24 protein-coding genes and 1 tRNA gene are annotated in these 25,184 nt (G+C 70.8%); 13 read left to right on the top strand and 12 right to left on the bottom strand.

Annotated elements, in window-relative coordinates:
• Window positions 1-377 precede the first annotated feature (377 nt).
• Window positions 378-662 carry a hypothetical protein gene (locus ACZ4MF_RS39660; RefSeq protein ID WP_467497947.1) on the bottom strand — a complete coding sequence of 95 codons (285 nt, stop codon included), beginning with the start codon at window positions 660-662 and terminating at the stop codon, window positions 378-380.
• 79 nt (window positions 663-741) lie between these two features.
• Between ACZ4MF_RS39660 and ACZ4MF_RS39655 the strand changes: the two genes are divergently transcribed.
• Both ACZ4MF_RS39655 and ACZ4MF_RS39650 read left to right on the top strand, forming a co-directional pair.
• Window positions 742-1,497, top strand: coding sequence for a GntR family transcriptional regulator (locus ACZ4MF_RS39655; protein WP_467497945.1), 756 nt, complete (start codon window positions 742-744; stop codon window positions 1,495-1,497).
• Window positions 1,498-1,783: 286 nt separating this feature from the next.
• A tRNA-Met gene (locus ACZ4MF_RS39650) sits at window positions 1,784-1,857 on the top strand.
• Between the two features lie 47 nt (window positions 1,858-1,904).
• On the opposite strand, the gene ACZ4MF_RS39645 is transcribed toward ACZ4MF_RS39650, so the two are convergent.
• The 3 genes from ACZ4MF_RS39645 to ku all read right to left on the bottom strand — a co-directional run bounded on the left by ACZ4MF_RS39645 (window position 1,905) and on the right by ku (window position 5,937).
• Complete coding sequence (locus tag ACZ4MF_RS39645) at window positions 1,905-2,894, bottom strand: restriction endonuclease subunit S domain-containing protein (RefSeq protein ID WP_467497943.1); 990 nt, start codon at window positions 2,892-2,894, stop codon at window positions 1,905-1,907.
• Window positions 2,894-4,564, bottom strand: a complete 1,671-nt coding sequence (locus ACZ4MF_RS39640; protein ID WP_467497941.1) for an N-6 DNA methylase — start codon at window positions 4,562-4,564, stop codon at window positions 2,894-2,896. Before ACZ4MF_RS39640 ends, ACZ4MF_RS39645 begins: the two co-directional genes overlap by 1 nt.
• A 413-nt stretch (window positions 4,565-4,977) precedes the next feature.
• Window positions 4,978-5,937 (bottom strand): non-homologous end joining protein Ku, encoded by a 960-nt coding sequence (gene ku / locus ACZ4MF_RS39635; RefSeq protein WP_467497940.1) that lies wholly within the window; start codon window positions 5,935-5,937, stop codon window positions 4,978-4,980.
• A gap of 72 nt (window positions 5,938-6,009) precedes the next feature.
• Between ku and ligD the strand changes: the two genes are divergently transcribed.
• Window positions 6,010-6,894: a non-homologous end-joining DNA ligase gene (gene ligD / locus ACZ4MF_RS39630; protein ID WP_467497938.1), complete on the top strand. Its 885-nt coding sequence runs from the start codon at window positions 6,010-6,012 to the stop codon at window positions 6,892-6,894.
• Window positions 6,895-6,897: 3 nt separating this feature from the next.
• On the opposite strand, the gene ACZ4MF_RS39625 is transcribed toward ligD, so the two are convergent.
• Window positions 6,898-7,701: a nuclease-related domain-containing protein gene (locus ACZ4MF_RS39625; RefSeq protein WP_467497936.1), complete on the bottom strand. Its 804-nt coding sequence runs from the start codon at window positions 7,699-7,701 to the stop codon at window positions 6,898-6,900.
• Window positions 7,702-7,814: 113 nt separating this feature from the next.
• On the opposite strand from ACZ4MF_RS39625, the gene ACZ4MF_RS39620 reads away from it, so the two are divergent.
• The 6 genes from ACZ4MF_RS39620 (at window position 7,815) to ACZ4MF_RS39595 (ending at window position 13,903) form a co-directional block, all read left to right on the top strand.
• A complete protein-coding gene (locus ACZ4MF_RS39620; RefSeq protein WP_467497934.1) occupies window positions 7,815-8,324 on the top strand; it encodes a protein-tyrosine phosphatase family protein in 510 nt (169 codons plus the stop codon).
• A gap of 179 nt (window positions 8,325-8,503) precedes the next feature.
• Window positions 8,504-9,292, top strand: coding sequence for a hypothetical protein (locus tag ACZ4MF_RS39615; protein ID WP_467497932.1), 789 nt, complete (start codon window positions 8,504-8,506; stop codon window positions 9,290-9,292).
• A gap of 62 nt (window positions 9,293-9,354) precedes the next feature.
• Entirely contained in the window at window positions 9,355-10,545 is a 1,191-nt protein-coding gene (locus ACZ4MF_RS39610) for an ATP-binding protein (RefSeq protein WP_467497974.1), read from the top strand.
• Between the two features lie 82 nt (window positions 10,546-10,627).
• Complete coding sequence (locus ACZ4MF_RS39605; RefSeq protein WP_356027682.1) at window positions 10,628-10,987, top strand: SH3 domain-containing protein; 360 nt, start codon at window positions 10,628-10,630, stop codon at window positions 10,985-10,987.
• Window positions 10,988-11,030: 43 nt separating this feature from the next.
• Window positions 11,031-12,392 (top strand): FtsW/RodA/SpoVE family cell cycle protein, encoded by a 1,362-nt coding sequence (locus ACZ4MF_RS39600; protein ID WP_467497930.1) that lies wholly within the window; start codon window positions 11,031-11,033, stop codon window positions 12,390-12,392.
• 53 nt (window positions 12,393-12,445) lie between these two features.
• Complete coding sequence (locus ACZ4MF_RS39595; protein ID WP_467497972.1) at window positions 12,446-13,903, top strand: penicillin-binding transpeptidase domain-containing protein; 1,458 nt, start codon at window positions 12,446-12,448, stop codon at window positions 13,901-13,903.
• 71 nt (window positions 13,904-13,974) lie between these two features.
• Here ACZ4MF_RS39595 and ACZ4MF_RS39590 read toward each other — a convergent pair whose 3' ends face one another.
• A complete protein-coding gene (locus tag ACZ4MF_RS39590; RefSeq protein ID WP_467497970.1) occupies window positions 13,975-14,820 on the bottom strand; it encodes a hypothetical protein in 846 nt (281 codons plus the stop codon).
• A 72-nt stretch (window positions 14,821-14,892) separates the two neighbouring features.
• Window positions 14,893-16,002, bottom strand: a complete 1,110-nt coding sequence (locus tag ACZ4MF_RS39585; protein ID WP_467497928.1) for a ferritin-like domain-containing protein — start codon at window positions 16,000-16,002, stop codon at window positions 14,893-14,895.
• 124 nt (window positions 16,003-16,126) lie between these two features.
• Here ACZ4MF_RS39585 and ACZ4MF_RS39580 point away from each other — a divergent pair, with 124 nt between their 5' ends.
• From ACZ4MF_RS39580 to ACZ4MF_RS39565, 4 genes are all read left to right on the top strand, one after another.
• Window positions 16,127-17,065: an AurF N-oxygenase family protein gene (locus ACZ4MF_RS39580; RefSeq protein ID WP_467497926.1), complete on the top strand. Its 939-nt coding sequence runs from the start codon at window positions 16,127-16,129 to the stop codon at window positions 17,063-17,065.
• A gap of 90 nt (window positions 17,066-17,155) precedes the next feature.
• Window positions 17,156-17,812, top strand: coding sequence for a TetR/AcrR family transcriptional regulator (locus ACZ4MF_RS39575; protein ID WP_467497924.1), 657 nt, complete (start codon window positions 17,156-17,158; stop codon window positions 17,810-17,812).
• Between the two features lie 4 nt (window positions 17,813-17,816).
• Complete coding sequence (locus tag ACZ4MF_RS39570) at window positions 17,817-18,146, top strand: hypothetical protein (RefSeq protein ID WP_356027887.1); 330 nt, start codon at window positions 17,817-17,819, stop codon at window positions 18,144-18,146.
• A gap of 121 nt (window positions 18,147-18,267) precedes the next feature.
• Window positions 18,268-19,326 carry a C40 family peptidase gene (locus ACZ4MF_RS39565; protein ID WP_467497922.1) on the top strand — a complete coding sequence of 353 codons (1,059 nt, stop codon included), beginning with the start codon at window positions 18,268-18,270 and terminating at the stop codon, window positions 19,324-19,326.
• Here the strand turns inward: ACZ4MF_RS39565 and ACZ4MF_RS39560 are convergent.
• The 5 genes from ACZ4MF_RS39560 to ACZ4MF_RS39540 are packed head-to-tail and all read right to left on the bottom strand — an operon-like array spanning window position 19,299 to window position 25,139.
• Window positions 19,299-20,552 carry a styrene monooxygenase/indole monooxygenase family protein gene (locus ACZ4MF_RS39560; protein WP_467497920.1) on the bottom strand — a complete coding sequence of 418 codons (1,254 nt, stop codon included), beginning with the start codon at window positions 20,550-20,552 and terminating at the stop codon, window positions 19,299-19,301. The genes ACZ4MF_RS39565 and ACZ4MF_RS39560 overlap by 28 nt on opposite strands.
• Window positions 20,553-20,595: 43 nt before the next feature.
• Window positions 20,596-21,270, bottom strand: coding sequence for a GTP-binding protein (locus tag ACZ4MF_RS39555; protein ID WP_467497918.1), 675 nt, complete (start codon window positions 21,268-21,270; stop codon window positions 20,596-20,598).
• On the bottom strand, window positions 21,251-21,670 hold the full coding sequence (locus ACZ4MF_RS39550) for a DUF742 domain-containing protein (RefSeq protein WP_467497916.1): 420 nt from the start codon (window positions 21,668-21,670) through the stop codon (window positions 21,251-21,253). Before ACZ4MF_RS39550 ends, ACZ4MF_RS39555 begins: the two co-directional genes overlap by 20 nt.
• The gene (locus tag ACZ4MF_RS39545; RefSeq protein WP_467497914.1) at window positions 21,667-22,164 is read right to left on the bottom strand and encodes a roadblock/LC7 domain-containing protein; all 498 of its coding nucleotides are present in this window, start codon (window positions 22,162-22,164) and stop codon (window positions 21,667-21,669) included. Before ACZ4MF_RS39545 ends, ACZ4MF_RS39550 begins: the two co-directional genes overlap by 4 nt.
• A complete protein-coding gene (locus ACZ4MF_RS39540) occupies window positions 22,161-25,139 on the bottom strand; it encodes a sensor histidine kinase (RefSeq protein ID WP_467497912.1) in 2,979 nt (992 codons plus the stop codon). Before ACZ4MF_RS39540 ends, ACZ4MF_RS39545 begins: the two co-directional genes overlap by 4 nt.
• Between the last annotated feature and the right edge of the window lie 45 nt (window positions 25,140-25,184).

The following is a 25,184-nucleotide window of genomic DNA, read 5'->3' as shown; positions in this document are numbered from 1 at the left end:
CGATCGATCGGTAGGGGGCAGCCGAGGCGTCCGCGACGTGGGGCTGTTGACGGGAAGGCATCAGCGGACCTCCGCCAGCGCGGACCAGGCTTCAGTCGACAGATGAGAAGCGACAACCACCGCGCGCGGCCGTACTCGGTTCTCCCAGGCCAGCACATACGGACGGACGAGCGCGTTGTCCTCGCCCGAGAGCAAGTCCGCGCAGTACTCGGTGTCCGGCGCTTGTCCCAAGGCTGCCGCCAGTCCGTCACGAGACGCAGCGGGCTCGGCAACAGTCCTCGGCCGGAAGGACGTTAAAGGCCGGCGGTGCCTGCCCTTGGGCGCGTACCGCGCTCTGGTGAGCGAGACGGCACGGCGGATACGGTTGAGCACGCTACTCAGCTCCTATCGCTGATGGCTGGTCCCCCGACATCGCCCGTCGTGGGGACCGCTTTGCGTACGACCGCCCAGAGGGTGCGGCCGTTCAGGCTGGTGGCGACGAGACCGAACCGATCGGCGTCCGCCACCGCTTCCAGGACCTCCCGCCATAAATCGGCGGAGAGCGTGTCCGGCACCTCCGCTTCGACCGACGCGTACCGGTCGTGCTCCTCCACTCGCGCGACGAGCCCGACGGCGGACAGCCGGGCAGCGATGGCCGCCGCGCTAACTCCCGAAGCGGGCACAGGGCAGCCTCCGTCAACCGACGATCACTTTCAGTGAAGCTAGTTAACTAGATTAGAGCTAGTGGACTAGATTTTCCATATGCCTGAGCAGCCGCCCTATCTCCGTATCGCCGACGAACTCCGGCGGCGGATCGCGGAGCACGTATGGGAGCCGGGGGATCGCCTGCCGTCCCGCGCCCAGATCGGCCAGGAGTGCGGCGTGGGCGAGAACGTGGTCCGACGGGCGCAGGAACTGCTGATCTCCCAGGGTGTGCTGGAGGGTCGTGCCGGATCGGGCACGTACGTCGCCGAGCCCCGGCAGCGGGTTCGGGTCGTCCGGTCGTCGGCCAGGGAGCAGCCCAGCGGATCACCGTTCCGCGCTGACATGAACGCCGTGGGCAAGCAAGGCGATTGGGAGAGCCGGACCGATGCCAAGGTCCCGGCGCCGGCGGACATCGCGACGCGGCTCGGCATCGCCGAGGGCGACCTGTGCGTCCGCACCACGTACGAATTCCTGGCCGACGGCAGGCCCGTGCAGCTGTCGACGAGCTGGGAGCCGTACGACCTCACCGCCGGCACTCTCGTCGTCCTCCCCGAGGGAGGGCCGCACGCAGGGGCGGGTGTCGTGAACCGCATGGCCGCGATCGGCATCACCGTCAGCCACGCCGTGGAACAGCCCGAGCCACGGCAGGCGACCGCCGAGGAGGCGTCGATACTCGGCATCCAGAAGGCCGCGCTCGTCACACACATCCGGCGGACGTACTACAGCGATCAGGGGCAGCCCGTGGAGACGGCGGACATCGTGGTGCCCGCCGCCCATTGCGAGATCGTCTACGAGATCCCGATCAACGGTTAGCCGCTGCTCACAGGGCGACTTCTGACATCCACGGCTGACATCAACGAGGCCGGACGGCGGCACACAGCGGCGCCCCCGGGCGAACGTCGGATCAGCCGACGGCGGCACCAGGGGCGGGCGTAGATCGAACTCCTAAAGCGGTGGCTAGATGGTGACCGCCCTCCACCAACAGCCGGCTCCTGATGATCAAACCGGCAGCTTCGGGAACGGGAAGGCAACCCCAACGGGGAGCGGCTCCTGGTCGTGCGCGAGGCGACGTGTACTGTAGCCTTACTGCACTCAACGACGCGGGGTGGAGCAGCTCGGTAGCTCGCTGGGCTCATAACCCAGAGGTCGCAGGTTCAAATCCTGTCCCCGCTACTGCAAACGAGTCGCCCGAACGGTTTTTTCGGGCGACTCGTTTTTTTCTAGGCCATTTCCTCTTCCTCTTGCGTCTCGATATCACCTTCCGAGTCCGACACAAAGAAGTGGTGCTCGCCAGAATTAGCGAGATATTGCCCTAGACTTGTCCTAGCCTTCGCCACGGTTTGGTAGTAGCTACGGAACGGTTGCGACACCCTTGCAGCCGTCTCTGGATCATCGGGCACCGGAACTTCGATCTCCAGGTACCGATCGCCCACGTCCTCGCGATTCGTCTGCATGAAAATGACGCGTTTCCACTGCTCTCGTACGATCTTCAGCGTCATCGCCCACAGTAGATAGAAGGAGTCAAACTCCGCTCGCGGTCCGGGCCGAATCACGATGATTTCCTTAGTCAGGAGCAATTGCTCTTGACCCGGCATCAAGACGCAGAAGTCGCCAATATTCTTACTCGTGCGTTCTGGACACAGAATATCGAAAGCTTGCAGTCGAGAGCTAGGGCCTTTCCAGAAGGCTTCAGCGATGGACCGGGGCACCCGATTCGTGGGGTTGATGTTCACGAACCCAGCCCGCAAATCAGAGACCTTAATGTAAGGTACGTTCCCGATCCGCTCGCCGGACGATGGCGATCCGTGGCCACCACGAATGGTGATGATCTCGCTTTCTGCCAGTTCTGCAAGGGTGGCACTGCGGAACCCTTTAAAGCGTTCCGTCTTCATCTCGGAAATGAAGTGCTCATGATACCGACGGTCATAGTAAACCGGAACGCGGGTCCGTGGCAGAACTTCTGACGCTGGAATGTCGCGCATGGTGCTGGTCCGCTCTCCGCGCTGGAGAGCAAGTGCGTCACTGAGTAGCACATCATTGATGGCTGTCACTGGCTGACCTGTCTCAGGGTCAGTTGTCATGACGCGAGCGCCGGTCTTGAGATCGAGGAGTGGCAGGAGCCGCCCGCCCTTAGTCAGACCGCATGTCGGCGCTGTAGAGACTGTGACCGTTTCCTCGGAGAACCAGGACGGCCCATTGATCGCGGGCATCAGACTTGCTTCTCCTCTGTCAGTTCCGTCTGCACCATTCCCTCAGGCCCGTTGCCGACCTTCTCGAAGACGTAGAAGTTAGTCTTGGCCCTGCAGAATTCCTCGAATGCTTCCATGGCGATGTTGAACATGCCTCGAAGCTCAAACCTACCCTCCATCCAGGAAGGCAGCCACCGGTACTTATAGGAGAAGAAGTAGGTTTCCGGGAGGACAATCCCGACTCGGCCGCCCACCTGCAGGAGCCGGTGAGCCAGCTCCAAGTACATCAAGCCGATTTCCAGGTCGACGTACTCTTTGCGGCCGCTGGCAGCCGCTTTGGAGATCGTGTACCCGGCGGCACGGGCGTCTGACGCCCTAACCTTAAGGTCTTCTCCAAAAGGCGGGTTGGTGAGGACAACCGTGAACGACTCCGCCACCAGGCTTTGACCATTTCCGCCCAGTTCCTCCTTCAGCCGGGGAAACTGAGCTGGCCAAGTGTGCTGCCGAACGGCGTCACCGAGAAGGACGTGAGTGGAGCCGTCGCGCATAGCTATCATCATGGCCCGAGCGAGCTTGACGTTGAGTGGGTCGATATCGACGCCGTACAGATTATCGTTGGCGAACTTGACCAGCCGCCACGTCTCGTCGTCGCCAGGAAACTCCCGCTCCTGCACCTGCCGCAGCGCCTCGACGATGAATCCGCCAGTGCCGCAGGCGGGGTCGATCACCTTGTCGCGCGAGGTGATCTCCATGATGGAAACGCATGGCCGGATGACCCGTTGTGGGGTGAGGAACTGGCCCTCACCTGACTTCAGCGCTTTGGTCCGGAAGATCTGGAATGCTTTGGACAACAGATCGACCTGATCGCCCAAGATCCGCCACGGGGCCAAGGTGTCGACGACGGCGAAGATCGTCTCCTCTCTCAGAAGGATCTCATCGCGGTCGTCCGGGTTGAAGACCCGGTTGCGCTGCCGAGCGAAGTAGCTCCGGAACTGCTGCCGGATCTGCTCGGCGGTCACCTGAATCATGGACGCCTTGTCGCCGTAAATCCTGAAGGGGACCGGCTTGTCCTGGTTGGCTGAGCCAGATGCCCAGGCGTCCGACTCCACCTTGACCAGAATGACGTGCAGCAGCTCCCGAAGCTGGTCCTCGCGACGGGTCGAACGCGAGTCACTCACCACCACAGTGGCTACGAGGCGGCGCAGTGCGGCCGACAGCGCAGCCTCGGTGGGGACCTCCAGGTCATGCCAGGTGGGCGGGGTGGTCGGCGGTGCGGTCAGGTCCTCGCCGGGGTGCGGCAGATGAGCGTTCTTCTGCTCGATCCAGTCGTTGGTGTGCGACTTGTAGACCGCCAGGCTCTCGATGCCGTTGGTCCAGTACCCCATGCGGACCAGGGGCTCCGAAGCTAGGTACCGGATGAGCTGTTCTTTGCCCTCGGAGATCGAAGGCGCCTTGAACTCAAACAGCACCTGCAGCGCGTGTGATTCACCGGAGTCGTCTGCGAAGGCAGCCAAGTCCGCTCGACCGCAGGCTTCGAAGGATTGCCCACGTTCACGCTTCGTTAGGTCATGTGGGGTGTCCGGTACGCGCCACTCCTTCCGTAGCTGCGTCTCCTTCCAGCCCAGCTTCTTGAGGTCGGCAAGCACGCGCTGGCGTACAGCCTCCTCGGGGGCGCTACTCTTGGCGCTCAAGTCCGAGATGTCCTTCCTCTGCCGTGACGCCCGGTATCAAAGGTCCGGGCCGCAACTCTAACGCAAAACGAGCTGCTCTTTTTGCGCGGGGACTGGACTCTCCACACCCGGCCAGCACGGAAGCACGGAGCCTTGCCATCCTGTAGGCATCCCGGCCTCAGTGGAAGCAATGGCTACCGTGGACCACCTGTGGACGCACCTCAGCCGGCCGAGCAGTTGCAGCGCCCTGACATGCAGAACCGCCTGAGAGTCAAAGGCCAGGCCCTCCGGAGCCGTGTGCGCAGGTTCGAATCCTGCCGGGGGCACTTCACAGGAAGTGCCGAAAGACCCCGCCGTCAGCGAGTTCGCTGGGCGGGGTTTTTTGTGTGCGGCTCAGCCCTGGCTCAGGTCCGCCGCCGGGCGTCGTCGCGCCCTTAGGCCGACCGTTTGCGGGACGCGGTCTTCTTCGTCGTCGGCTTGGCGGTCTTCTTCGCCGCGGACTTGGCCGCAGGCTTCTTCGCCGTCGCCGTCTTCTTGGCGGCCGGAGTCTTCTTCTGGGTGGCGGCGGTCTTGCGTGGCAGGCGTCTGACCTCCGCCTCGACGTCCGAGGGGGGTTCGCCCCGGGACTCGCGGGCCGCTCGCACGCTGCTCTCCAGCGCCGCCATCAGGTCGAGGACCTTGCCGCCGGCCGCCGGGGCCGGGGTCTCGGGCGGGGCCTCGCCGGAGGCCTTCGCGGCGATGACCTCCTCCAGGGCCTCCCGGTACTCGTCGTGCAGGTCCGCCAGGTCGACCTCGCCCAGGGTGTCCATCAGGGCGTCGGCGAGGTCGAGTTCCTTGTCGCGGACGGTGACGTCGGTGTCCGGGGCGACGCCCTCGGGGGCGCGTACCTCGTCCGGCCAGAGCAGGCCGTGCATGGCGATGGCGTCGCCGACCACCCGCAGCATGCCGAGGCGTTCGCGGCCGCGCAGGGCGTACTTCGCGATGGCCACCTTGTTGCTGCGCTTCAGGGCCTCCCGGAGGAGGACGTACGGCTTCGCGGCCGGGACCCCGCTCGCGGCCAGGTAGTACGCCGCGTCCATCTGGAGCGGGTCGATCCGGTCGGCCGGCACGAAGGCCACGATCTCGATCGTGCGGGCGGTGGGGATGGGGAGGTGGGAGAGGTCGTCGTCGGTGATCGGGATGATCGTGCCGTCCGCGTCCTCGTAGCCCTTGCCGATCTCCGCGGCGCTGACCTCGCGGTCCTCCAGTTCGCAGACCTTGCGGTAGCGGATGCGGCCGCCGTCCTCGGTGTGGATCTGGCGGAAGGAGACCGAGTGGCTCTCCGTGGCGTTCACCAGCTTGATCGGGATGCTGACGAGACCGAAGGAGATCGCGCCGTTCCATATCGACCGCACGTGCCGCACCCGCCCTTCCGACGGTTCCACCGGTTTCGCTGGTTTTTCCTGTTCATCTGGGATTGTCATCTTATGACGCCTATCACAGAGGTGGCGGGCCGGCGGGTCGCGCTCAGCAACCTGGAGAAGGTGCTGTATCCGCGGACGGGTTTCACCAAGGCGGAGCTGGTGCACTACTACGCGACCAGCGCCGACGCGCTGCTGCCGCATCTGCGCGACCGGGCCGTGTCCTTCCTGCGCTATCCGGACGGGCCCGACGGGCAGGTGTTCTTCACCAAGAACGTGCCGCCGGGTACGCCCGAGTGGGTCACCACCGCCGAGGTGCCCCGCTCGGAGGGGCCGGCCCGGATGGTCGTCGTACAGGATCTGGCCAGCCTCGTCTGGGCCGCGAATCTCGTCACCGAGTTCCATACGCACCAGTGGCTCGTGCAGCGCCCCGACGAGGCCGACCGGCTGGTGTTCGATCTCGATCCGGGGCCGCCCGCCCATCTCGTCCACTGCTGCGAGGTGGCCCTGTGGCTGCGCGAGCGGCTCGCGGCGGACGGCATCGCGGCGTACCCGAAGACGGCCGGGTCCAAGGGGCTGCATCTGCTGGCCGCCGTGCGGGGCTCGTCCGCCGAGCGGACCAGCGAGTACGCCAAGACGCTCGCCGTCGAGGCCGAGCGGGCCATGCCCCGGCTGGTGGTGCACCGGATGACCAGGAGCCTGCGGCCGGGCAAGGTGTTCGTCGACTGGAGCCAGAACGCCGCGCGCAAGACCACGGCCACGCCCTACACCCTGCGCGCCCGCCCCACGCCGCTCGTCTCCGCCCCGGTCACCTGGGACGAGGTCGCGGACTGCCGCAACCCGTCCCAGCTGGAGTTCCAGGCTCGGGACATCGCCCCGCGGCTGCGGGACCTCGGGGAGCTGATGGCACCCTTGCTGGACCCGGAGACGGCGGCTCCGCTGCCCGGGTGACTCCTACACCCTCTCCCACGTGTTCCGGTCCCGCGCCATTCCGTGCAGCGCCTCCACGTCCGCCGGCTTCAGCACCCCGCCCAGCCGGGCCAGGTCCGCCAGGTCCGTGTCCTGGAGGATCCGCAGGGCGCGCGGCCGGGCGGCGACCGTCACCTCGGCGGGGCCCGCGAGGGCCAGGACCGGGCGGACCTCGGCGGTCAGGGCGTAGGAGGCGCGGTCGGCGTCCGCGCGCAGGCGGCGCAGGAGGGGCTCGGGCTCGCGGCGGCCGACGGTGACCAGGGGGTCGGCGACCAGGATCCGGGCCTTGCGGGCGTACAGGGCGTGGACGGCGAAGACGCCGCCGGGGCCGAGCAGCAGATGGTGGATGCGGTCCCCGCCGGGCAGCGCGAGGGAGTGCAGGGTGTGCCAGCCGGCGCCCTCCAGGGCGTCCAGGGCCTGGCCGACGGCCTGCTCGGCGGCCAGGGCGCGGCGGCGCGGGTCGGGGCGCAGCCGGTGGGCGGGGCCGGGATCGCGGTCGAGGGCGACGAGCAGGGCCTCGCCGGGGCGGTTGGGCGCCAGGTCGTCGTCGGGGTGCAGGGTCAGCCGGGCCAGTTCGGCCGGGGTCGGGACCGGGGGCGGGCCCACGGTCACCGGGCCGGTCAGAAAGGGTTTCAGGGCGTGGAGTACGTCGTCCCTGCTGTCCTCGCCGAGCAGGTTCACCCGGCCCGCCTCCCGGTCGTACCAGGCGACGTTGCTGCCGTCCGGGCGGCAGACGTACAGCCGTTCCCGGCCGTGCCGATAGGCCGGCACCACGCGCAGTGCGTTCATGCGCCATCACCCCTCGACCATGGGAACAGGCGGGGTGCTCCGGGGGCAAGACCGGTTACCTTGAAGAAAGGCCCTGGAGGACGGCCCTGTGCAGGGGAGTTGGGGAGGCGCCGTTGCGGATCCGCGGGAGGCAGCCCGCCGTACCGGCTCCGGAGCGTGCGTGGAGCGAGATCGTGCCCGGCCTGTGGATGGGCGGGCACGAGGTCCGGGGGCGTTCCGGGCGGGCGGAGCCCGTCGTGGTGCGGGACGAGTTCGACGTGGTGCAGACGCTGCTGCGGCTGCCGGGGCACGGCCCCGATCCGGGCGTCGAGCACCATGTGTGGCCGATTCCCGACGGACCGCTGGACGGGACGCAGCTCGCCGGGGTGATGCGGCTGGCGGGCGCGGCGAACGAGGCGCTGGACTCCGGGCGCCGGGTGCTCGTGCGCTGCTACCACGGGTACAACCGCTCGGGTCTGGTCGTCGCCCACGCCCTGGTCCAGCGCGGACACTCCTCGCCGGACGAGGTGATCCAGCTGATCCGGGCCCGCCGCTCGGCCTGGGCGCTGCACAACGAGCTGTTCGTGGAGTACCTGCGCGCGGGACTGCCGACCGTCCGGCTGCTCGAAGATCTGGCCGAGTAACCTCTGCGCAGCACCACTCTCGGGGAATAAAAAGGACTTCCCTACAAAATTACGAGCAATACGAGACTGCGCATAAGGTTGTACGGGGTCCCGTCCGCCCCCCGCACCGACCAGTCCGCCCACCCGCCCGCCCGTCGGCTCGCCCGTCGGTCCGCCCCTCCGTCAGCCCCAGGAGCACCGTGCCAGCCCGCCGTCCCGTGCGTATCGCCCTCGCCGCGGTCGCCGTCGCCCTGCTGTCGGTGACGGCATCGGGGTGCGGGGACCGCGGCGCGCTGCGGGCCGCCGGGCCGACCCCGACGGCGGTCAGCCCCGCCAAGCTCTGGCCCGACCTCCAGCCGGCGTCCAGCCCGGCCTACCCCTACGCCGTGTCGACCCGGTCGATCGTCAAGGGCATCAAGGTCCCCGGTGACGACATCCGCAAGGTGGACCCGGTCGACGTGGTCGGGGCGGAGATCAGGTCGGCGCCGGACGACTACGGGTCGAAGGGGGCGTACCACGGGACCGTGGACCGGCTGAAGGACTGCCGGCCCGGCGGCGACGAGGCGCGCTGCCCGCTGCTGAAGCCGTACTACCGGGACCTCACCGGCGACGGCAAGGACGATCTGACGCTCGGCTTCCGGCTCTACCCGACCAACCAGACGGCGGTACGGGTCTACACGGTCGAGAAGCACCGGCTGGTGCAGGTGCTGGCCGACAACGACGCGATCCTCGGGGTGGAGCTGGCCGGGCGGGCGCTGATCGAGCGCTCGCCGGCGGACATCTCCGGCTACGAGTACCGCACGACCTGGGTGTGGGACCCGGGACAGCGCGCGATGGTGTTCTCGCGGGACGAGTACCTGCACACCGGTGACGGACGGAAGGCCACGAAGCCGTCCCGGTCCGCCGCGCCGTCCGCCTCACCCTCCGCCGGGTCCTCCTCCCCGGCCCCCTCACCCCCGTCGGCCACCCCCTCGGCTGGCACCTCGTGACGCCCGGTCTGCCGCGGTGGGCCGGTCCGCTCGCCGTGAAGGCGGCCGTGTTCATCACGGTCATGTGCTGTGCGCTGGCCGCGCTGCTCGGCGTCCTGGTGCACGTCTCGGTGACCGACCGGACCGTCAACCAGGCCCGCGAACAGGCGCTGTCCCGGCTCGACGACGCCACGCAGGCGTACGAGGCCGGGGACACGCTGCTGCCGGGCGCCGGTGTGGACCCCGAGGGGCTGCCCTCGTCGCTGCGGTCGCTGGCGGCGTCCGGGCAGCGCGGCACGGTGGTCTCCACGCACCAGGGGCGCCCGACCATGTGGGCGGCGGGCCCGGCGGCCGGGCACCGGGCGCTGGCCGTGGAGCTGGACTACTCGCAGCAGGCCCGCACGATCACCGGGCTCGACACCTCGATCCTGTGGTCGTCGGGGCTCGCGATCGGGATCACCGTGCTGGTCGGCGTGTTCGCGGTGACCCGGGTGACCCGGCGGCTGCACGCCACCGCGCGCGTGGCCCGGCGGATCAGCACCGGCGACCTGGACGCGCGCGTGGACGACCCGCTGTCCAAGGATCCGTTCCGGCCGCAGGACGAGGTGGCCGCGGTCGCGGCGGCCCTGGACAGGATGGCCTCCACGCTGCAGAGCAAGCTGCTGAGCGAGCAGCGGTTCACGGCGGACGTGGCACACGAGCTGCGCACCCCGCTGACCGGGCTGCACGCGGCCGCGGAGCTGCTGCCGCCGGGCCGGCCGACGGAGCTGGTGCGGGACCGGGTGGCGGCACTGCGCACCCTCACCGAGGACCTGCTGGAGATCTCCCGGCTCGACACCGGGCGGGAGAAGCCGGCGGTGGGCACCGAGGAGCTGGGGGCGCTGGCCCGGCGGGTGGTGCGGGCGTCGGGCACCGACACGGAGGTGCGGATCGTCCGCAACGCGCGCGTGGAGACCGACCGGCGGCGGCTGGAGCGGGTGCTGGGGAACCTGGTGGCCAACGCGCACAAGCACGGGGGGCTTCCCGTGGTGCTGACGGTGGACGGGCCGGTGGTGACCGTGCGGGACCACGGGGGCGGGTATCCGAAGTACCTGGTGGCCCATGGGCCGCAGAGGTTCCGCACGGAGGGCGGGGCCACGGGACACGGGCTGGGCCTCACCATCGCCAAGGGCCAGGCGGAGGTCCTGGGCGCGCGGCTGGCGTTCGCCAACGCGGTGGACGGGGGCGCGGTGGCCACGCTGATCCTCCCGGTGGACGAATCCCCGGGCCTCTGAGAGAGCGTCGTGCCGGGCTGGGCCACCTGACGCCTCGTAATGTGGCGAACAGTAAGGTTTCGCCCCTTTTCCGGAGGCCCACATGTCTTTGCCCCGTTCCCTCACCCGATCACTCGCCGTAGCGGCCGCCGCCGGCGCCCTCCTCGCCACCGCCTCCATCGCCCCCGCTGCCGCCGGCGGCGGCAAGGGGGGCGAGGAGGGGCTCGGCCACTACAAGGGGGTCGTCACCGCCAAGGGCGGGATCTGGCTGCGGGAGCGGCCGGACCGCAGCAACCGGCAGGTGCGGTTCGTCAAGCAGGGCGAGCAGGTCTCCATCTACTGCAAGACCTCCGGGGACGCCGTGCGCGGCAACCCGGTCTGGTACCTGCTGACGAACGGCACCTGGGCCTGGGGGTCGGCGCGCTACATCGCCAACGTCGGCCCGGCGCCGCGCTCGTGTTAGTGGGCACAGCCCACAAGACGCCTCATATGGGTAGGTTCCGGGCATGACCAAGGCCGGAACCACCCTGGCGGCGGCGCGGAGACCCGCACCCGCCGTACGCCTCCCCCGGCGCCGTGGCTTCGAACTCGCCCTGATCGTGCTGGCCGTCCTGCTGTGCGTGTGCGGCTACTGCGCGGTGGGGCTCGCCCGGACCGGCACCGTCCCGCCCGGCGCCCTCGGCTACGGCGCCGGGCTCGGGATGCTCGCCCTGGTCGCGCATCTCGTCGTACGCCTGCGGGCGCCGTACGCCGATCCGCTGCCGCTGCCGATCGGGGTGCTGCTCAACGGGCTCGGCCTGGTCCTGATCTACCGGCTGGACCTGGAGACCCCGCACGACCGCGCGGCACCCGCCCAGCTGGTGTGGTCCACGCTCGGGATCGGGCTGTTCATCGTCGTCGTCCTGCTGCTGCGCGACCACCGGATGCTCCAGCGGTACGCGTACGTGTTCGTGGCCGCGGCCCTCGTGCTCCTCGCGCTGCCGATCCTCTTCCCGCCCGTCAACGGGGCCCGCATCTGGCTGCGGATCGCCGGATTCTCCATCCAGCCCGGCGAGTTCGCGAAGGTGCTGCTCGCGGTGTTCTTCGCCGCGTACCTGGCCGCCAACCGCAACGCGCTCGCCTACACGGGGCGCCGGCTGTGGCGGCTCCAGTTCCCGACCGGGCGGGTGCTCGGCCCGATCGTGACGATCTGGCTGCTGAGCGTCGGCGTGCTGGTCCTGGAGCGGGACCTCGGCACCTCGCTGCTGTTCTTCGGGCTGTTCGTGGTGCTGCTGTACGTCGCGACCGGCCGGACGGGGTGGATCGCGGTCGGGCTGCTGCTGGCGGTGCTGGGCGCCGATGCCGTCGGACGGTTCGAGCCGCATGTGGGCGGGCGGATCGAGGACTGGCTGTATCCGTTCCACACGATCGACGCGGGGATCGGGCCCAACCAGCTGTCCCAGTCGCTGTTCGCGTTCGCGGCCGGCGGGGTGACCGGCACCGGGCTCGGGCTCGGGCACTCCGTGCTGATCGGCTTCGCCGTCAAGTCGGACTTCATCCTGGCGACGGCGGGCGAGGAGCTGGGCCTCGCCGGGCTCGCGGCGATCTTCCTGCTGTACGCCCTGCTCGTGGAGCGCGGCTTCCGGACCGGGCTCGCCCTGCGCGAGCCGTTCGGCCGGCTCCTCGCCGTCGGACTCGCCTCGCTGCTCGCGCTCCAGGTGTTCGTGATCGCGGGCGGGGTGACCGGGCTGATCCCGCTGACCGGCATGGCGATGCCGTTCCTCGCCCAGGGCGGCTCCTCGGTGGTCACCAACTGGGCGATCGTGGCCCTGCTGATCCGGGTCAGCGACTCGGCACGCAGCCAGTACGACGGGCGGGAGGCCCCGTGAGCGATCCCGGCCGCCACCACGACCGCGCCGGCCTTCCCGACGGCGGCCGGCCCATGGCCCGGTACATCCGCCGCGCCTGGGGGTTCTGCGCGCTGCTGCTCGCGGCCCTGCTGGTCAACGCCGCCCGGGTGCAGGTGGTGCAGTCGCGCCTCTTCGACGCCAATCCGGCCAACCGCCGTGCCACGATCGCCCGTTACGGCCAGCCGCGCGGCGACATCCTGGTCGGCGGCGAGCCGGTCACCGGGTCCACCGACACCGGCGAGCAGCTGCGCTACGAACGCGCCTACCGCGACGGCCCGTTGTACGCCCCGGTGACCGGCTTCGCCTCGCAGCTGTACGGCACCACGTTCCTGGAGCACGCCGCGGACGGGGTGCTCTCCGGCACCGATCCGCTGCTGTCGCCGCTGCCGCTGTGGCAGGACATGACGCACAGGCCCGGTCCGGCCGGGAACGTCGTGACGACGCTGAACCGGGCCGCGCAGGAGGCCGCGTACCGTGGGCTCGCCGGGCGCAAGGGCGCGGTCGCCGCGATCGACCCGGCCACGGGCCGCGTCCTGGCGCTGGTGTCGAGCCCGTCGTACGACCCCGGGCAGCTGTCCGGCAACGGCGAGGCGGTGACCTCGGCGTGGGAGCGGCTGAGCCATGACCCGGAGAAGCCGATGCTGAACCGGGCGGTACGGCAGACCTATCCGCCGGGCTCGACGTTCAAGGTGGTCACGGCCGCGGCGGCGCTGGAGGCGGGCGTGGTCACCGACCTGGACGCGGACACCGACTCCCCCGACCCCTACCGGCTGCCGGGCACCACGACCCGGCTGACCAACGAGGCCGACGGCTGCGACGACGCCTCGCTGCGGGCGGCCTTCGAATGGTCCTGCAACACGGTGTTCGCCAAGCTCGGCGTGGACGTCGGGGCGCACGACATGGTCGCCACGGCGCAGGCGTTCGGCTTCAACGACACAGGCGTGCGCGTCCCCTTCGGCGTCGCGCCCAGCACCTTCGACCCGCACGTGGACCGGGCGCAGCTGGCACTGTCGTCGATCGGCCAGTACAACACCCGGGCCACGCCCCTGCAGATGGCGATGGTCGCGGCGGCCGTCGCCGACGGCGGTCTGCTGCACTCCCCTTACCTGATCGAGCGGACCACCGCGCACAGCGGTGAGATCCTCTCCGGGAGTGGGGCGCATCCGGTGCGGCAGGTGATGAGCCCGCCGACGGCCACCCGGCTCAAGGAGCTGATGACGGACGTGGTCCAGGAGGGCACCGGCACCCGGGCCGCCATCCCCGGCGCCCTGGTCGGCGGCAAGACCGGAACGGCGCAGCACGGGGTCGGCAACTCCGGTGTGCCGTACGCCTGGTTCGTCTCCTGGGCGCAGGCCGACCACACCCTGGAACCGCAGGTGGCGGTCGCGGTGGTGGTGGAGGACGCCTCGGCGGACCGGGGCGAGATCAGCGGCGGCGGGAACGCGGCACCGATCGCGCGGGACGTGATGCGGGCGGTGCTCGGGAGGTGAGACGGGGGTTCCGGGGGCGACCGCGGCCGCCGTGCCGCGGTGGGCGCCGGCCGGCCACCGCCCGACGGTCGTCAGCCGATCGGCGTGATCATCTCCGAGCGGACCCGGAGGGCGAGCTTCGCGTAGAACGCGAGGTCCACCTGGGCCGGGTCCTGCGCGGCCGACCTGGGGGTGACCGAGGCGACCATGGCCCCCGTGTTGCCGTCGTTCCAGGCACACGCGGGGTAGGTCACGGTCGCGCCGACCCTCTTCTGCGTCAGCACCTCACAGCTGACCGTGGGCGAGCCGCTGTCCGTGAAGTCCTTCCGTGCCACCGCCACCGTCATGCCGTCCGCCTCGGAGGCGCCCTTCAGCATGTCGACGCGGGCCTCGTCGGCGTTCTTGAACCGGCCGTACATGCCCGACACCGCCATGGTGCCCTGGCTCGCGTCGCCGTTCAGGGTGTACGAGGCGATCACGGCGTGGACGTCCTTGGCGTCCCAGGCGCCGTCGGCCTCGTCCTCGATCTTCTTGCCCTCGGAGTCGGAGAGGTCCTGGGCCAGCTGGAACCTCCCGCCGACCAGTGTCCTCGGCAGCGTGAGCCTGTTCTTCGCCGCGGGGAAGCCGCTGCTGAGCGCCGCCCCGAGCAGGACGAACCCCACGACGACGAGCGTGACGACACCGCCCACGATCCCCAGGACCAGCCCGACCCGGCGCTTCCTCGGCGGCGCCGCCATGGGCGGCACGCCCCAGGCCGGGTAGGGCTGCTGGGGGTAGGCCTGCGGCGGGTACGGCTGCTGCGGGTACGGCTGCTGCGGCGGGTACGGGGAGCCGTACGGGCCGGGGGCAGGCTGCGGCGGCGGGCCGTACGCGGGCTGCCCGCCATAGGGAGGCTGCGGCCCGTACGACGGCTGCGGCTGCTGCGGTGGCGGAGGCATGGACACGCCGGCACGCTACTCCACCTGGGTGAACCTCCCCGCCCCCGCGATCCGCCACCGTGACCTGCGGGCTCAGTCCTGCGCCGCCCCCGCGTCGACGGCCTCGCGGACCTCCGCCACCCGCTCCCGCTCCTCGGCGGCGAAGCGCTCCGCGTCCAATTGCTCGGCCAGTTCCTCGTCCTGGGCCATGAGCAGGTCGAGGCTGGCGTCGCCCAGCTCGAACACCCCCATGTCCACATAGGCCTGCTGGAGCCGCTTGCCCCACAGGCCGATGTCCTTGACGCAGGGCACGATGCGGCTGAACAGCAGCTTGCGGAAGAGCTGGAGGAACTCGGAGCGCTCGCTCAGCTCCGCCGCCTCGGCCTTCGGGATGCCGAAGTTCCCCAGCACCTCCTCGCCGCGCAGCCGGTCGCGCATCAGGTAGCAGCCCTCGATGACGAACTCCTCGCGCTCGCGCAGTTCGGCGTCGGTGAGCTGCTTGTAGTAGTCCCGCAGGGCCATCCGGCCGAAGGCCACGTGCCGGGCCTCGTCCTGCATGACGTAGGCCAGGATCTGCTTGGGCAGCGGCTTGGTGGTGGTGTCCCGGATCATCCCGAAGGCGGCCAGCGCGAGGCCTTCGATGAGCACCTGCATGCCCAGGTACGGCATGTCCCAGCGGCTGTCGCGGAGCGTGTCCCCGAGCAGGGCCTGCAGATTGTCGTTGATCGGGTAGACGAGCCCGATCTTCTCGTGCAGGAACCGGCCGTAGATCTCGGCGTGCCGGGCCTCGTCCATGGTCTGGGTCGCGGAGTAGAACTTGGCGTCCAGGTCGGGTACCGACTCCACGATGCGCGCGGCGCAGATCATCGCGCCCTGCTCGCCGTGCAGGAACTGGCTGAACTGCCAGGCGGCGAAGTGCCGGCGCAGCTCGCCCTTGTCCTGGTCCGTCATCCTGTCCCAGTACGGCGTGCCGTACAGGGCCATGGACTCCTCGGGCGTACCGAGCGGGTCGTACGGATCGACCTCCAGATCCCAGTCGATGCGCTTCTGCCCGTCCCACTGCTTGTCCTTGCCCTTCTGGTACAGGGCGAGCAGGCGGTCGCGGCCGGCGTCGTACTCCCAGCTGAACCGGGCCGCGCCGCTCGCGGGCACCTGCCAGGGGGAATCTCCGGGGTCGTTGGCGTACAGGTCATGGGTCGGCATACCAGGCAGGCTCACACGTAGACGCGGAGTCAACAAGTCATGCGCAAGGGATTGACGCCCTTGCTGACAGGCAGTCTCATAAGAGACAGGACGACGTACCCCCGGGTAACGAGGTGAGGGAGCCATGACGACGCTGACGGAAGCGGACGCGCTGGACGGACTGCGCGACGCGCTCGGCCTGCTCAAGGACCGGGAACAGGTGGCCGAACGGCTGCTCGCCTCCTCCGCCAAGCACTCCTTCGACCCGGACAAGGAGCTGGACTGGGACGCGCCCTTCGAGCCGGGCAAGTGGTTCTGGCCGCCGGAGCTCGTGTCGCTGTACGACACGCCGATGTGGAAGCGGATGAGCGAGGAACAGCGGATCCTGCTCTCCCAGCACGAGGCGGCGGCACTGGCCTCGCTCGGCATCTGGTTCGAGCTCATCCTGATGCAGCTGCTCGTCCGGCACATCTACGACAAGGCGGCGACGAGCGCGCACGTCCGCTACGCCCTCACCGAGATCGAGGACGAGTGCCGGCACTCGAAGATGTTCGCCCGCCTGATCTCGCACGGCGGCACGCCCTGGTACCCGGTGAGCCGCACCCACCTGAACCTCGGCCGCGTCTTCAAGACCATCTCCACCACCCCCGGCTCCTTCACGGCGACCCTGCTGGGCGAGGAGGTCCTGGACTGGATGCAGCGCCTGACCTTCCCGGACGAGCGCGTCCAGCCCCTGATCCGGGGCGTCACGCGTATCCACGTGGTCGAGGAGGCGCGCCATGTCCGCTACGCCCGTGAGGAGCTGCGGCGCCAGATGCTGACCGCCCCGAAGTGGTCCCAGGAGTTCACCCGGGTCACCTCCGGCGAGTTCGCCCGCGTCTTCTCGGTCGCCTTCGTCAACCCCGAGGTCTACACGAACGTAGGCCTCGACAAACGGGAGGCGACGGCCCAGGTGAAGGCGAGCGGACACCGCCGCGAGGTCATGCAGACGGGCGCGAAGCGGCTGACGGACTTCCTGGACGACATCGGCGTGCTGCGGGGTGCGGGGCGGCGGCTGTGGAGGTCGTCCGGCTTGCTGGCGTAGCAGGGGCGGCTCCGCCGCGCGGACGCGACCAGCCACGACGGGCCGCAGACGAAAGACGGCTCCCCGAGCGGAGCGATTAGGCTGCGGTTCATGACCCCGTCCGCCACCCCCGCCTACCGTCGGCTCAGCGTCGAGGAGCGACGAAGCCAGCTCCTCGACGCCGCCCTCACCCTCTTCGCGCACCGCGCGCCCGAGGACGTGTCGCTGGACGACGTGGCGGAGGAGGCCGGAGTCTCGCGCCCGCTGGTGTACCGGTACTTCCCGGGCGGCAAGCAGCAGCTGTACGAGGCCGCGCTGCGGTCGGCCGCCGAAGAGCTCCAGCAGTGCTTCGACGAGCCGCTGGAGGGCCCGCTGCTGCGCCGGCTCTCCCACGCCGTCGACCGCTATCTGGCCTTCGTCGACGAGCACGACACCGGCTTCAGCGCACTGCTCCAGGGCGGCAGCGTGGTGGAGACCTCCCGCACCACCGCCACCGTGGACGGGGTACGCCGGGCCGCCGCCGAGCACATCTACCGCCATCTCGGCGTCCCCGACCCCGGCCCCCGGCTGCGCATGACCGTGCGCACATGGATCACGGCGGTCGAGGCGGCCTCCCTCATCTGGCTCGACGAGGACAAACAGCCCCCGGTCGAGGAGCTGCGCGACTGGCTGGTGGAGCAGTTCACGGCCGTCCTCACCGTCACCGCGGGCCGCGACCCGCAGACGGCCGCCCTCGTCGGCAGGCTCGCCGGGGATGGCCGAGACTGAGCCTGTGAAGAGCGAGGACATCCCCTTCGAGGGCGGACCGATGGACGGGCGGGTGCTGTCGGTCGCCCTCGGCCCGACCGGGCACCCCCCGAAGACGTACCGCATCCCCGTGCCCGACCCGGACGGCGGTCCGCCCACGGTGCTCGTCTACCGCCGGGTGCCGCGCGGGCACAGCAGGCGACTGGGCCTGATCCAGGGGTGGAAGTACCTCCACGACCCGGACGACACCTCCGGCGGCGGGCTCCGGTGGCCGTGGTCGAGGCCGGCCGGCGCACCGACCGCCGCGCGAACGGACAGACCGGACGACGCCCGGCCGGACGACGCTAACGAGTGACAGGCGTGGGCCGAACCGCCCACGCCCGGCGCGCGCCCCACACGGATACATCTGATTATCGCGGTGCGATAGGAGGGACCAGCCCGCCCGCCGGGCCCCCTCCCCGCATCGAGGTGATGACATGTCAGGAACGTTTCGGCGCCTGGCCTGTACGGTGACGGTGGCGACCCAGGCCGTCCTCGTGCCCGCGCCCGCCGCGGCCCAGCCGGCCGCACCGACCCCGCCCCGCTCCGTGTCCCGGCTGCTGACGGACCTTCAACAGCTGTACCGGCAGACCGAACAGGCCACCGAGGCCTACAACGCCACCGCGGAGCAGCTGACGAAGCAGCGCGCCGTGGTGTCCCGGCTGGACGGCGAGCTGGCCCGCGCCCGGCTGGACCTCCAGGACAGCCGGACCGACGCCGGCCGGCTGGCCCGCGAGCAGTACCAGAACACCGGCGGCCTCGGATCCTTCGCCCGGCTCCTGCTCGCGCCGGACCCGGAGCAGGCGCTGGACGAGGGTCATGTCCTCGGCCGGCTGGCGCGCGAACGGGCCCGCGAGGTGTCCCGGCTGACCGGCGCCGAGAAGCGGCACGACGCCCTGGCCCGCGCCGCCCGCACGGCTCTGGACACCCAGCTCACGCTCGCGGACCGGCAGCGCGCACAGCGCGACGCCGTCCGGGCGAAACTGGCCGACGTGGAACGCCTGCTGGCCGGTCTCACCCCGCAGCAGCTGGCCGCGGTCACCACGCTGGAACAGCGGGACGTCACCCGGGCCCAGCAGAAGCTCACCACCGCGGGCGCGCTGCCCACGGCCCGCGCCGCCTCCCCGGCCGGGCGGCGCGCGGTCGGCTACGCCATGGCGCAGCTGGGCAAGCCCTACGCGTGGGGGACGCAGGGCCCCGCCTCCTACGACTGCTCGGGCCTCACCTCCCAGGCCTGGGAGCACGCGGGCACCCCGATCCCGCGCACCAGCCAGGAGCAGTGGAAGCGGCTGACGCACGTCCCGCTGACCGGGCTGCGCCCCGGCGACCTGGTGGTCTATTTCCCCGAGGCGACCCATGTGGCCCTGTACGTCGGGGACGGCAAGGTCGTCCAGGCGCCGAGACCGGGCGCGCGCGTCACGGTGTCACCCCTGGCGTCGTACCCGGTCCTCGGGGCCGTACGGCCGGATCAGGCCCCGGCGACCGAGCCCAGGTAGGCCGCGGTCTTGTCGGGCTCGTAGAAGAAGTTCTCGAAGTCCGCCGGGTCGTCGAAGGCATTGGCGAAACGGTCCGCCACCGGCTGGAGCTGGCCGGCCGCGCCGATCAGGTTCAGGATGTGCTCCGGCGGCGGGGCGAGCATCGCGTTCGTCCACTTGGTGACGTGCTGCGCGGTGTTCCAGTAGCGGTCGAACGTCGCCTGCATCCAGGCCTCGTCGAACTCCTGGTCCCCGTGTTCGAGGATCGAGGCGAGGTAGGCGGCGGCGCACTTGGACGCCGAGTTGGAGCCCTGGCCGGTGATCGGGTCGTTCGCCACGACCACGTCCGCGACGCCGAGGACCAGACCACCGCCGGGGAGGCGGCCGACGGGGTTGCGCACGGTGGGCGCGTAGCGGCCGGCCAACGTGCCGCCGGCGTCGGTCAGTTCGACCTTGGTCGCGCGCGCGTACTCCCAGGGCGTGAACTTCTCCATGAGTTCCAGGGTCAGGGAGAGGTGCTCCGCCGGGTCCTTGACGCCGTTGAAGACGTCGAGCGGGCCGCCCGGGATGCCCTCCCAGAACAGGATGTCCGCGCGGCCGGAGGTGGTGAGCGTCGGCATGACGAACAGCTCGCCGACGCCGGGCACCAGGTTGCAGCGCACGGCGTCGAAGTCCGGGTGCTCGGGGCGCGGGCCCAGGCCGTGGACGTACGACACCGCCAGCGCGCGCTGCGGCTCGCTGTACGGGGAACGGGAGGCGTCGCGGCCGAACATCTGGACCAGCTCGCCCTTGCCCGCCGAGACGAGAACGAGGTCGTAGGCGCGGGAGAAGTAGTCGAGGTCGCCGACCGCCGCGCCGTGGATGACCAGCTGGCCGCCGCGCTGCGCGAAGGTCTCCATCCAGCCGGCCATCTTCACCCGCTGGTCGACCGACTGCGCGAACCCGTCGAGCCTGCCCACCCAGTCGATGGCCCGCTGCGTGGGGCCCGGGTCGTGCGAGCCGGGGGCCGCGACCGAGACGCCGAGCCCCTCGATCCTCGGGGCCTGCGACTCCCAGAAGTTCAGCTGGAGGTCGCGCTCGTGCTGCAGTGCCGTGTGGAACATGCACTGCGTCGACATGACCCGGCCGGTGCGGATCTCGTCCGCGGTCCGGTTGGACATCAGGGTGACCTCGTAGCCGTGCGACTGGAGGCCGAGGGCGAGCTGGAGACCGGACTGGCCGGCTCCGACGACGAGTATCTTCCGCATACGGGGGAGGACTCCTAACCGGGACTACTCGGAACTGATCGGACTACTCGGGGGTTTCGTCCAGCGCGTGGCCGACCAGGGCCAGGAGTATCTCGATGACCGAAATTCGACGCCGCGCATCCATGATCATGACAGGGATGTGCGCGGGGATCGTCAGCGCCTCCCGTACGTCCTCCGGCTCGAACCGCTCGCTGCCGTCGAAGTGGTTGACGGCGACGACGTACGGCAGCCCGCAGCTCTCGAAGTAGTCCAGCGCGGGCCAGGAGTCCTTCAGCCGGCGGGTGTCGGCCATGACGACCGCACCGATCGCGCCACGCACCAGGTCGTCCCACATGAACCAGAACCGCTGCTGGCCCGGCGTGCCGAACAGGTAGAGCACCAGGTCGTCGTCGAGGGTGAGACGGCCGAAGTCCATGGCCACGGTGGTCGTGACCTTGTCCGGCGTGGCCGTGAGGTCGTCGGTGTCCTCGCTCGCCTCGGTCATCAGCGCCTCGGTCTGCAGCGGCGTGATCTCCGAGACGGTGGTGACGAGTGTGGTCTTGCCGACGCCGAAGCCTCCGGCCACCACGATCTTCGTGGCGATGGGGGCCCGCGTGCGGTCCGTCTGCCAGGACTTCAGGTCCTCGTCGGGCTCGGCGAAGCCGGCGACGAGGGGGATGCCTCCGACCGCGGAGGCGCCGGCCGCGGAGGCGGCGGTGTCAGAGACGACGGAGTCCACCGAGCACCCTTTCCAGCAGAGCGCGGTCCGGGCGGCCGGTGCCGTGACCGGTGCCGGTGCCGTACACACGGATCTTTCCCTGGTCCGCGAGATCGCTCAGGAGGACGCGGACCACGCCGAGCGGCATCTTCAGCAGCGCGGCTATCTCGGCCACCGTGCGCATACGGCGGCACAGTTCGACGATGGCCCGCATCTCCGGCATGACCCGGGTGTTGAGGGAGCCGTTCGTCAGTTCCTTGCGCTCCTCCGGGGCATCGAGCGCCGCCGTGCTGGCTACGAACGTCTCCACGAGGAGGACGTGACCGAAGCGGGTACGGCCGCCGGTGAGCGAGTAGGGGCGGACGCGGGCGGGTTTGCGGTCGCCGCCGCGTACGGGGAGTTTGTTCGGTGTGCCGCTCATCGCGCGCTCCCGGTCGACTGGGACTCCAGTGACTGCCGTAGCTCCGAGCGGAGTTCCGGCGTGAGGACGTGGCCGGCGCGGCCGACGAACAGGGCCATGTGGTACGCCACCACGCTCATGTCGCACTCGGCGGAACCGTGCACCCCGAGCAGCGAGCCGTCGCTGATGGACATCACGAAGAGGCTGCCCTCCGCCATGGCGACCATGGTGTGCTTGACCTGGCCGAAGTCCATCAGCTTGGCGGCGCCGATGGTGAGGCTGCCGATGCCGGAGACGATGGTGGCGAGGTCGGCGGAGGAGCCGCGGGGGCCCTTCGCCGGGCGGTGCTGCCGGGACTGCTCCGCCTGGCCCGGATCGGACGAGAGCAGCAGCAGACCGTCCGAGGAGACCACGGCGACGGACTGGATGCCGGGCACTTCCTCGACCAGATTGGTCAGCAGCCAGTGCAGGTTGCGGGCTTCACTGCTCAGTCCGTAGGTACTGGGCGCGGTCAACTGCTTGCCTCCTCGGCTGTGCCCCCCGTGGTTTCTTCGGCGTGTGCGTAAACGGTCGGCCGGCGGTGACCGGCGGTCTGCTCCTCGATCTCCGCCTCCACGGCGCGGTACCCGGCCTGGGCGCCGCTGCGGAAGCCGCCGAGCCTGCGGCGGAGCGCATCGGCGTCGACACTGCCGGTCCGCTGGCGCGGGGCCTGGGCGGGGGCGGTGATCCTGGGGGTGCGCTTGGGGAGGCCCTTGCTGGTGACCTGCTCCTCCGCGTCGGCGGTTTCCTGCGGAGCCTCGGCCCGCACGGCGCCCGCCTCGGCTCCGCCGTCGGCGTCCACCGGGTGCGCGGGCGCCGGGCGCACGGGCAACGGGGCCGGGGCAGGTGCGGCCGTCGAGGGGGCCGTGGACGCCCGATCCGTAGGCGCCGGGCCCGGGGGCACGGCGGCGGGCCCGGGAGTCGGCTGGCCGGTGGACGGCGGGGTCGTGGGCGTCGAGGGGGCGGTGAGCGCCGGGCCCGGGGGCACGGTGGTGGCCGGGGGCGCCGGCTGGCCGGTGGACACCGGGGGCGTGGCAGTCGGTGGCGGGGCGGGGTCCGTCGGGGGCTGGGTCACGTCCGGAAGCAGCAGCTCCATCGTCGTCTCGGCGTACGTCTCCGCCGGGGCCTTCGGCCGGGTCTCCGTGTGCTGGGCCGTGCCCGGCTCGGCCTGCCCGTGTTCGGCGGGCTCGTCCGCCTCGGTGCCGGCCGTCTCCGCCCGGACCGCTTCCTCCGCCAGGGCGACCAGCGGGTCGGTGCCCTTCGCGCGGGCGTGCAGGACGTTGGAGTTCACCTCGGCGTCGGCGCCGGGGAGGGAGAAGGTGCCGGTGCCGCTCATCGACGTGGTCCGCGACGGAAGCGCGGCCGAGGGGGCCTGGGTGAGGAGGGTGGCGGGCAGGACGACGACCGCCGCGACACCGCCCTGCTTCTGCTCGCGCAGCTGCACCCGGACGCCGTGCCGGTGGGCGAGGCGCGCGACGACGTAGAGGCCGAGGCCGAGACCTGCGTCGCCCTCGTTGTCGTAGTGGGACTCGGGGTCGAAGTCGGCCAGGCGGGCGTTGAGGTGGTCGAGGCGGTCCGTCGCCATGCCGATGCCCTCGTCCTGGACGGAGAGCATCACCTCGCCGGACTCCAGGAGCCAGCCGGAGACCTCCACCGGAAGGTCCGGCGGGGAGAACGAGGTGGCGTTCTCCATCAGTTCGGCGAGCAGATGGGAGAGGTCGTCGGCGGCGAAGCCGGCCACGTGGGCGTGGGGCGGCAACGAGGCGATGCGGACGCGTTCGTAGCGCTCGATCTCGCTGACCGCCGCGCGGACGACGTCGACCAGCGGGACCGGGCCGTGGTGCTGCTGGACGTGCTCGGTGCCCGCGAGGACGAGGAGGTTCTCGCTGTGCCGGCGCATGACCGTGGCGAAGTGGTCGAGCCTGAAGAGCGTGGCCAGCCGGTCGGGGTCCTGCTCCCGCTCCTCCAGGCCCTCGATGACGGCCAGTTGGCGCTCGACCAGGCCGAGGGTGCGCAGGGCGAGGTTCACGAACGTGCCGCCGATGCTGGTGCGCAAGCGCGTCAACTGGGCTGCGGAATCGGCGAGTTCGGCGCGCAGCTCCTCGCGGGCGTCGGCCATCTTCTGGCGCTGGCCGACCAGGTGCTTGCGGTCGGTCTCCAGCGTGGCGACGCGCTCGTGCAGGGCCGCCGCGTGCGCGTGCAGGGCGTTGACCGAGCGGACCACCTGGGCGAACTCGTCGTTGCGGCCGGTGAAGGCGATCGGCTCCCGCGTCGCCGCGTCCCCGGGCTCCGCCAGGCGGGCCGAGCCGCGGCGCAGCACGGACAGGGGGCGGGTGAGGGTGCGGGCCATGGCCGTCGCGATGCCCACCGCCGCCAGCATCAGGGCGCCGAGGACGGCGATGCGGATCTCCAGCGCCGTGACGTCGTCGTCCCGGAGCTGCGCCAGGTCCTTGGTGCGGTGGTCGTAGAGGGCCGACTCCGCGCCGCGCATCAGGTCGACCCGCGCGGACAGGGCCGCGTCCACCTTCTTGGCGCTGGTGGCCGGCTCGCCGTCGGTGAGCGTGGGCTGGGCGGTGAGCGTGGTCAGGTACTTCTCCGCGGTGTCGACGTCCTGACCGGTGACGGTCGAGTCGTAGGAGTCGACGGCGGACTGCGGGGCGGTCTCGCGGAAGTCGGCGAGGGCCGCGTCGGCGCGCAGCCGGGCCTGCTGGGCGGCGGCGGTGAGGGCGTCGCGCTGCTTCCTGTCGGCCTCGGTCGCCGTGGAGGTCGTGACCGGCAGGCCGGTGACGGGACTGATCACCGTTCGGGTGACGCCCGGCACGTTCAGCGCGGCCAGCAGCAGGCCGCGGGCGGCGGCGGACTGCTGGACGGCGGTGTCCAGTTCGGCGAGCGCGTGGGCGCCGGAGCCGGCCCTCGGGGTCGACTGGTCGGCCAGCTGCTCGGCGACCTTGTGCAGGGCGGCGATCGTCTGCGAGTAGGCCTGGTGGGCCTGGAGCGCGGTGGTCTGGCCGGTGAGCGCGGAGTGGCGGACGGCGGCGATGCCGTCGAGTTCGCCGCGCAGGCTCGCCGGGGTGTCGGAGGTGCCGCGCAGGTCCTCGACCTGGCGGTCGACGCGGGCACTGCGGTCCTCGGAGGGTGCCTTGGACTTGACGCGCCCGGCCGCGATGTAGGTGGTGACCTCGTCCCGCTCGTCGGCGAGGGAGTTCGCCAGGGCGAGCGCGTCCTGGGTCCGGCCGGCCAGCGTCACCAGACTCTGCGCGTCGCTGACGTCCCCGGAGGCGGTGAGGAGGGACGGCGTCCCGGCGCCCGCGACGGCGGCGGCCACCACAGCGACGGCGACGATCAGCCGGGTGCGCACATGAGTGGGGCGGCCGGTGCCCACGGGGGTCTGCTGGTCGGCCCCCGCGGGGTCCGTCTGCCTGCCTGTGCGCCGAGGCCGCTTTTTCTGCACCGGTGCTCGCATTCCTGAACTCGACTACCAAGGGGCCCGGGTGGC

It is taken from the genome of Streptomyces sp. NPDC025793 (assembly GCF_055558375.1).
The sequence above is the reverse complement of the archived record's forward strand: the minus strand, read 5'-3'. Positions and strand labels throughout refer to the sequence as shown.

Coding starts and splice junctions, on each gene's coding strand:
- ACZ4MF_RS39655 (WP_467497945.1), top strand. CDS start 742: ATGCCTGAGCAGCCGCCCTATCTCCGTATCGCCGACGAACTCCGGCGG.
- ACZ4MF_RS39645 (WP_467497943.1), bottom strand. CDS start 2,894: ATGCCCGCGATCAATGGGCCGTCCTGGTTCTCCGAGGAAACGGTCACA.
- ligD (WP_467497938.1), top strand. CDS start 6,010: ATGACGCCTATCACAGAGGTGGCGGGCCGGCGGGTCGCGCTCAGCAAC.
- ACZ4MF_RS39625 (WP_467497936.1), bottom strand. CDS start 7,701: ATGAACGCACTGCGCGTGGTGCCGGCCTATCGGCACGGCCGGGAACGG.
- ACZ4MF_RS39610 (WP_467497974.1), top strand. CDS start 9,355: ATGTGCTGTGCGCTGGCCGCGCTGCTCGGCGTCCTGGTGCACGTCTCG.
- ACZ4MF_RS39605 (WP_356027682.1), top strand. CDS start 10,628: ATGTCTTTGCCCCGTTCCCTCACCCGATCACTCGCCGTAGCGGCCGCC.
- ACZ4MF_RS39600 (WP_467497930.1), top strand. CDS start 11,031: ATGACCAAGGCCGGAACCACCCTGGCGGCGGCGCGGAGACCCGCACCC.
- ACZ4MF_RS39595 (WP_467497972.1), top strand. CDS start 12,446: ATGGCCCGGTACATCCGCCGCGCCTGGGGGTTCTGCGCGCTGCTGCTC.
- ACZ4MF_RS39590 (WP_467497970.1), bottom strand. CDS start 14,820: ATGCCTCCGCCACCGCAGCAGCCGCAGCCGTCGTACGGGCCGCAGCCT.
- ACZ4MF_RS39585 (WP_467497928.1), bottom strand. CDS start 16,002: ATGCCGACCCATGACCTGTACGCCAACGACCCCGGAGATTCCCCCTGG.
- ACZ4MF_RS39580 (WP_467497926.1), top strand. CDS start 16,127: ATGACGACGCTGACGGAAGCGGACGCGCTGGACGGACTGCGCGACGCG.
- ACZ4MF_RS39575 (WP_467497924.1), top strand. CDS start 17,156: ATGACCCCGTCCGCCACCCCCGCCTACCGTCGGCTCAGCGTCGAGGAG.
- ACZ4MF_RS39565 (WP_467497922.1), top strand. CDS start 18,268: ATGTCAGGAACGTTTCGGCGCCTGGCCTGTACGGTGACGGTGGCGACC.
- ACZ4MF_RS39560 (WP_467497920.1), bottom strand. CDS start 20,552: ATGCGGAAGATACTCGTCGTCGGAGCCGGCCAGTCCGGTCTCCAGCTC.
- ACZ4MF_RS39550 (WP_467497916.1), bottom strand. CDS start 21,670: ATGAGCGGCACACCGAACAAACTCCCCGTACGCGGCGGCGACCGCAAA.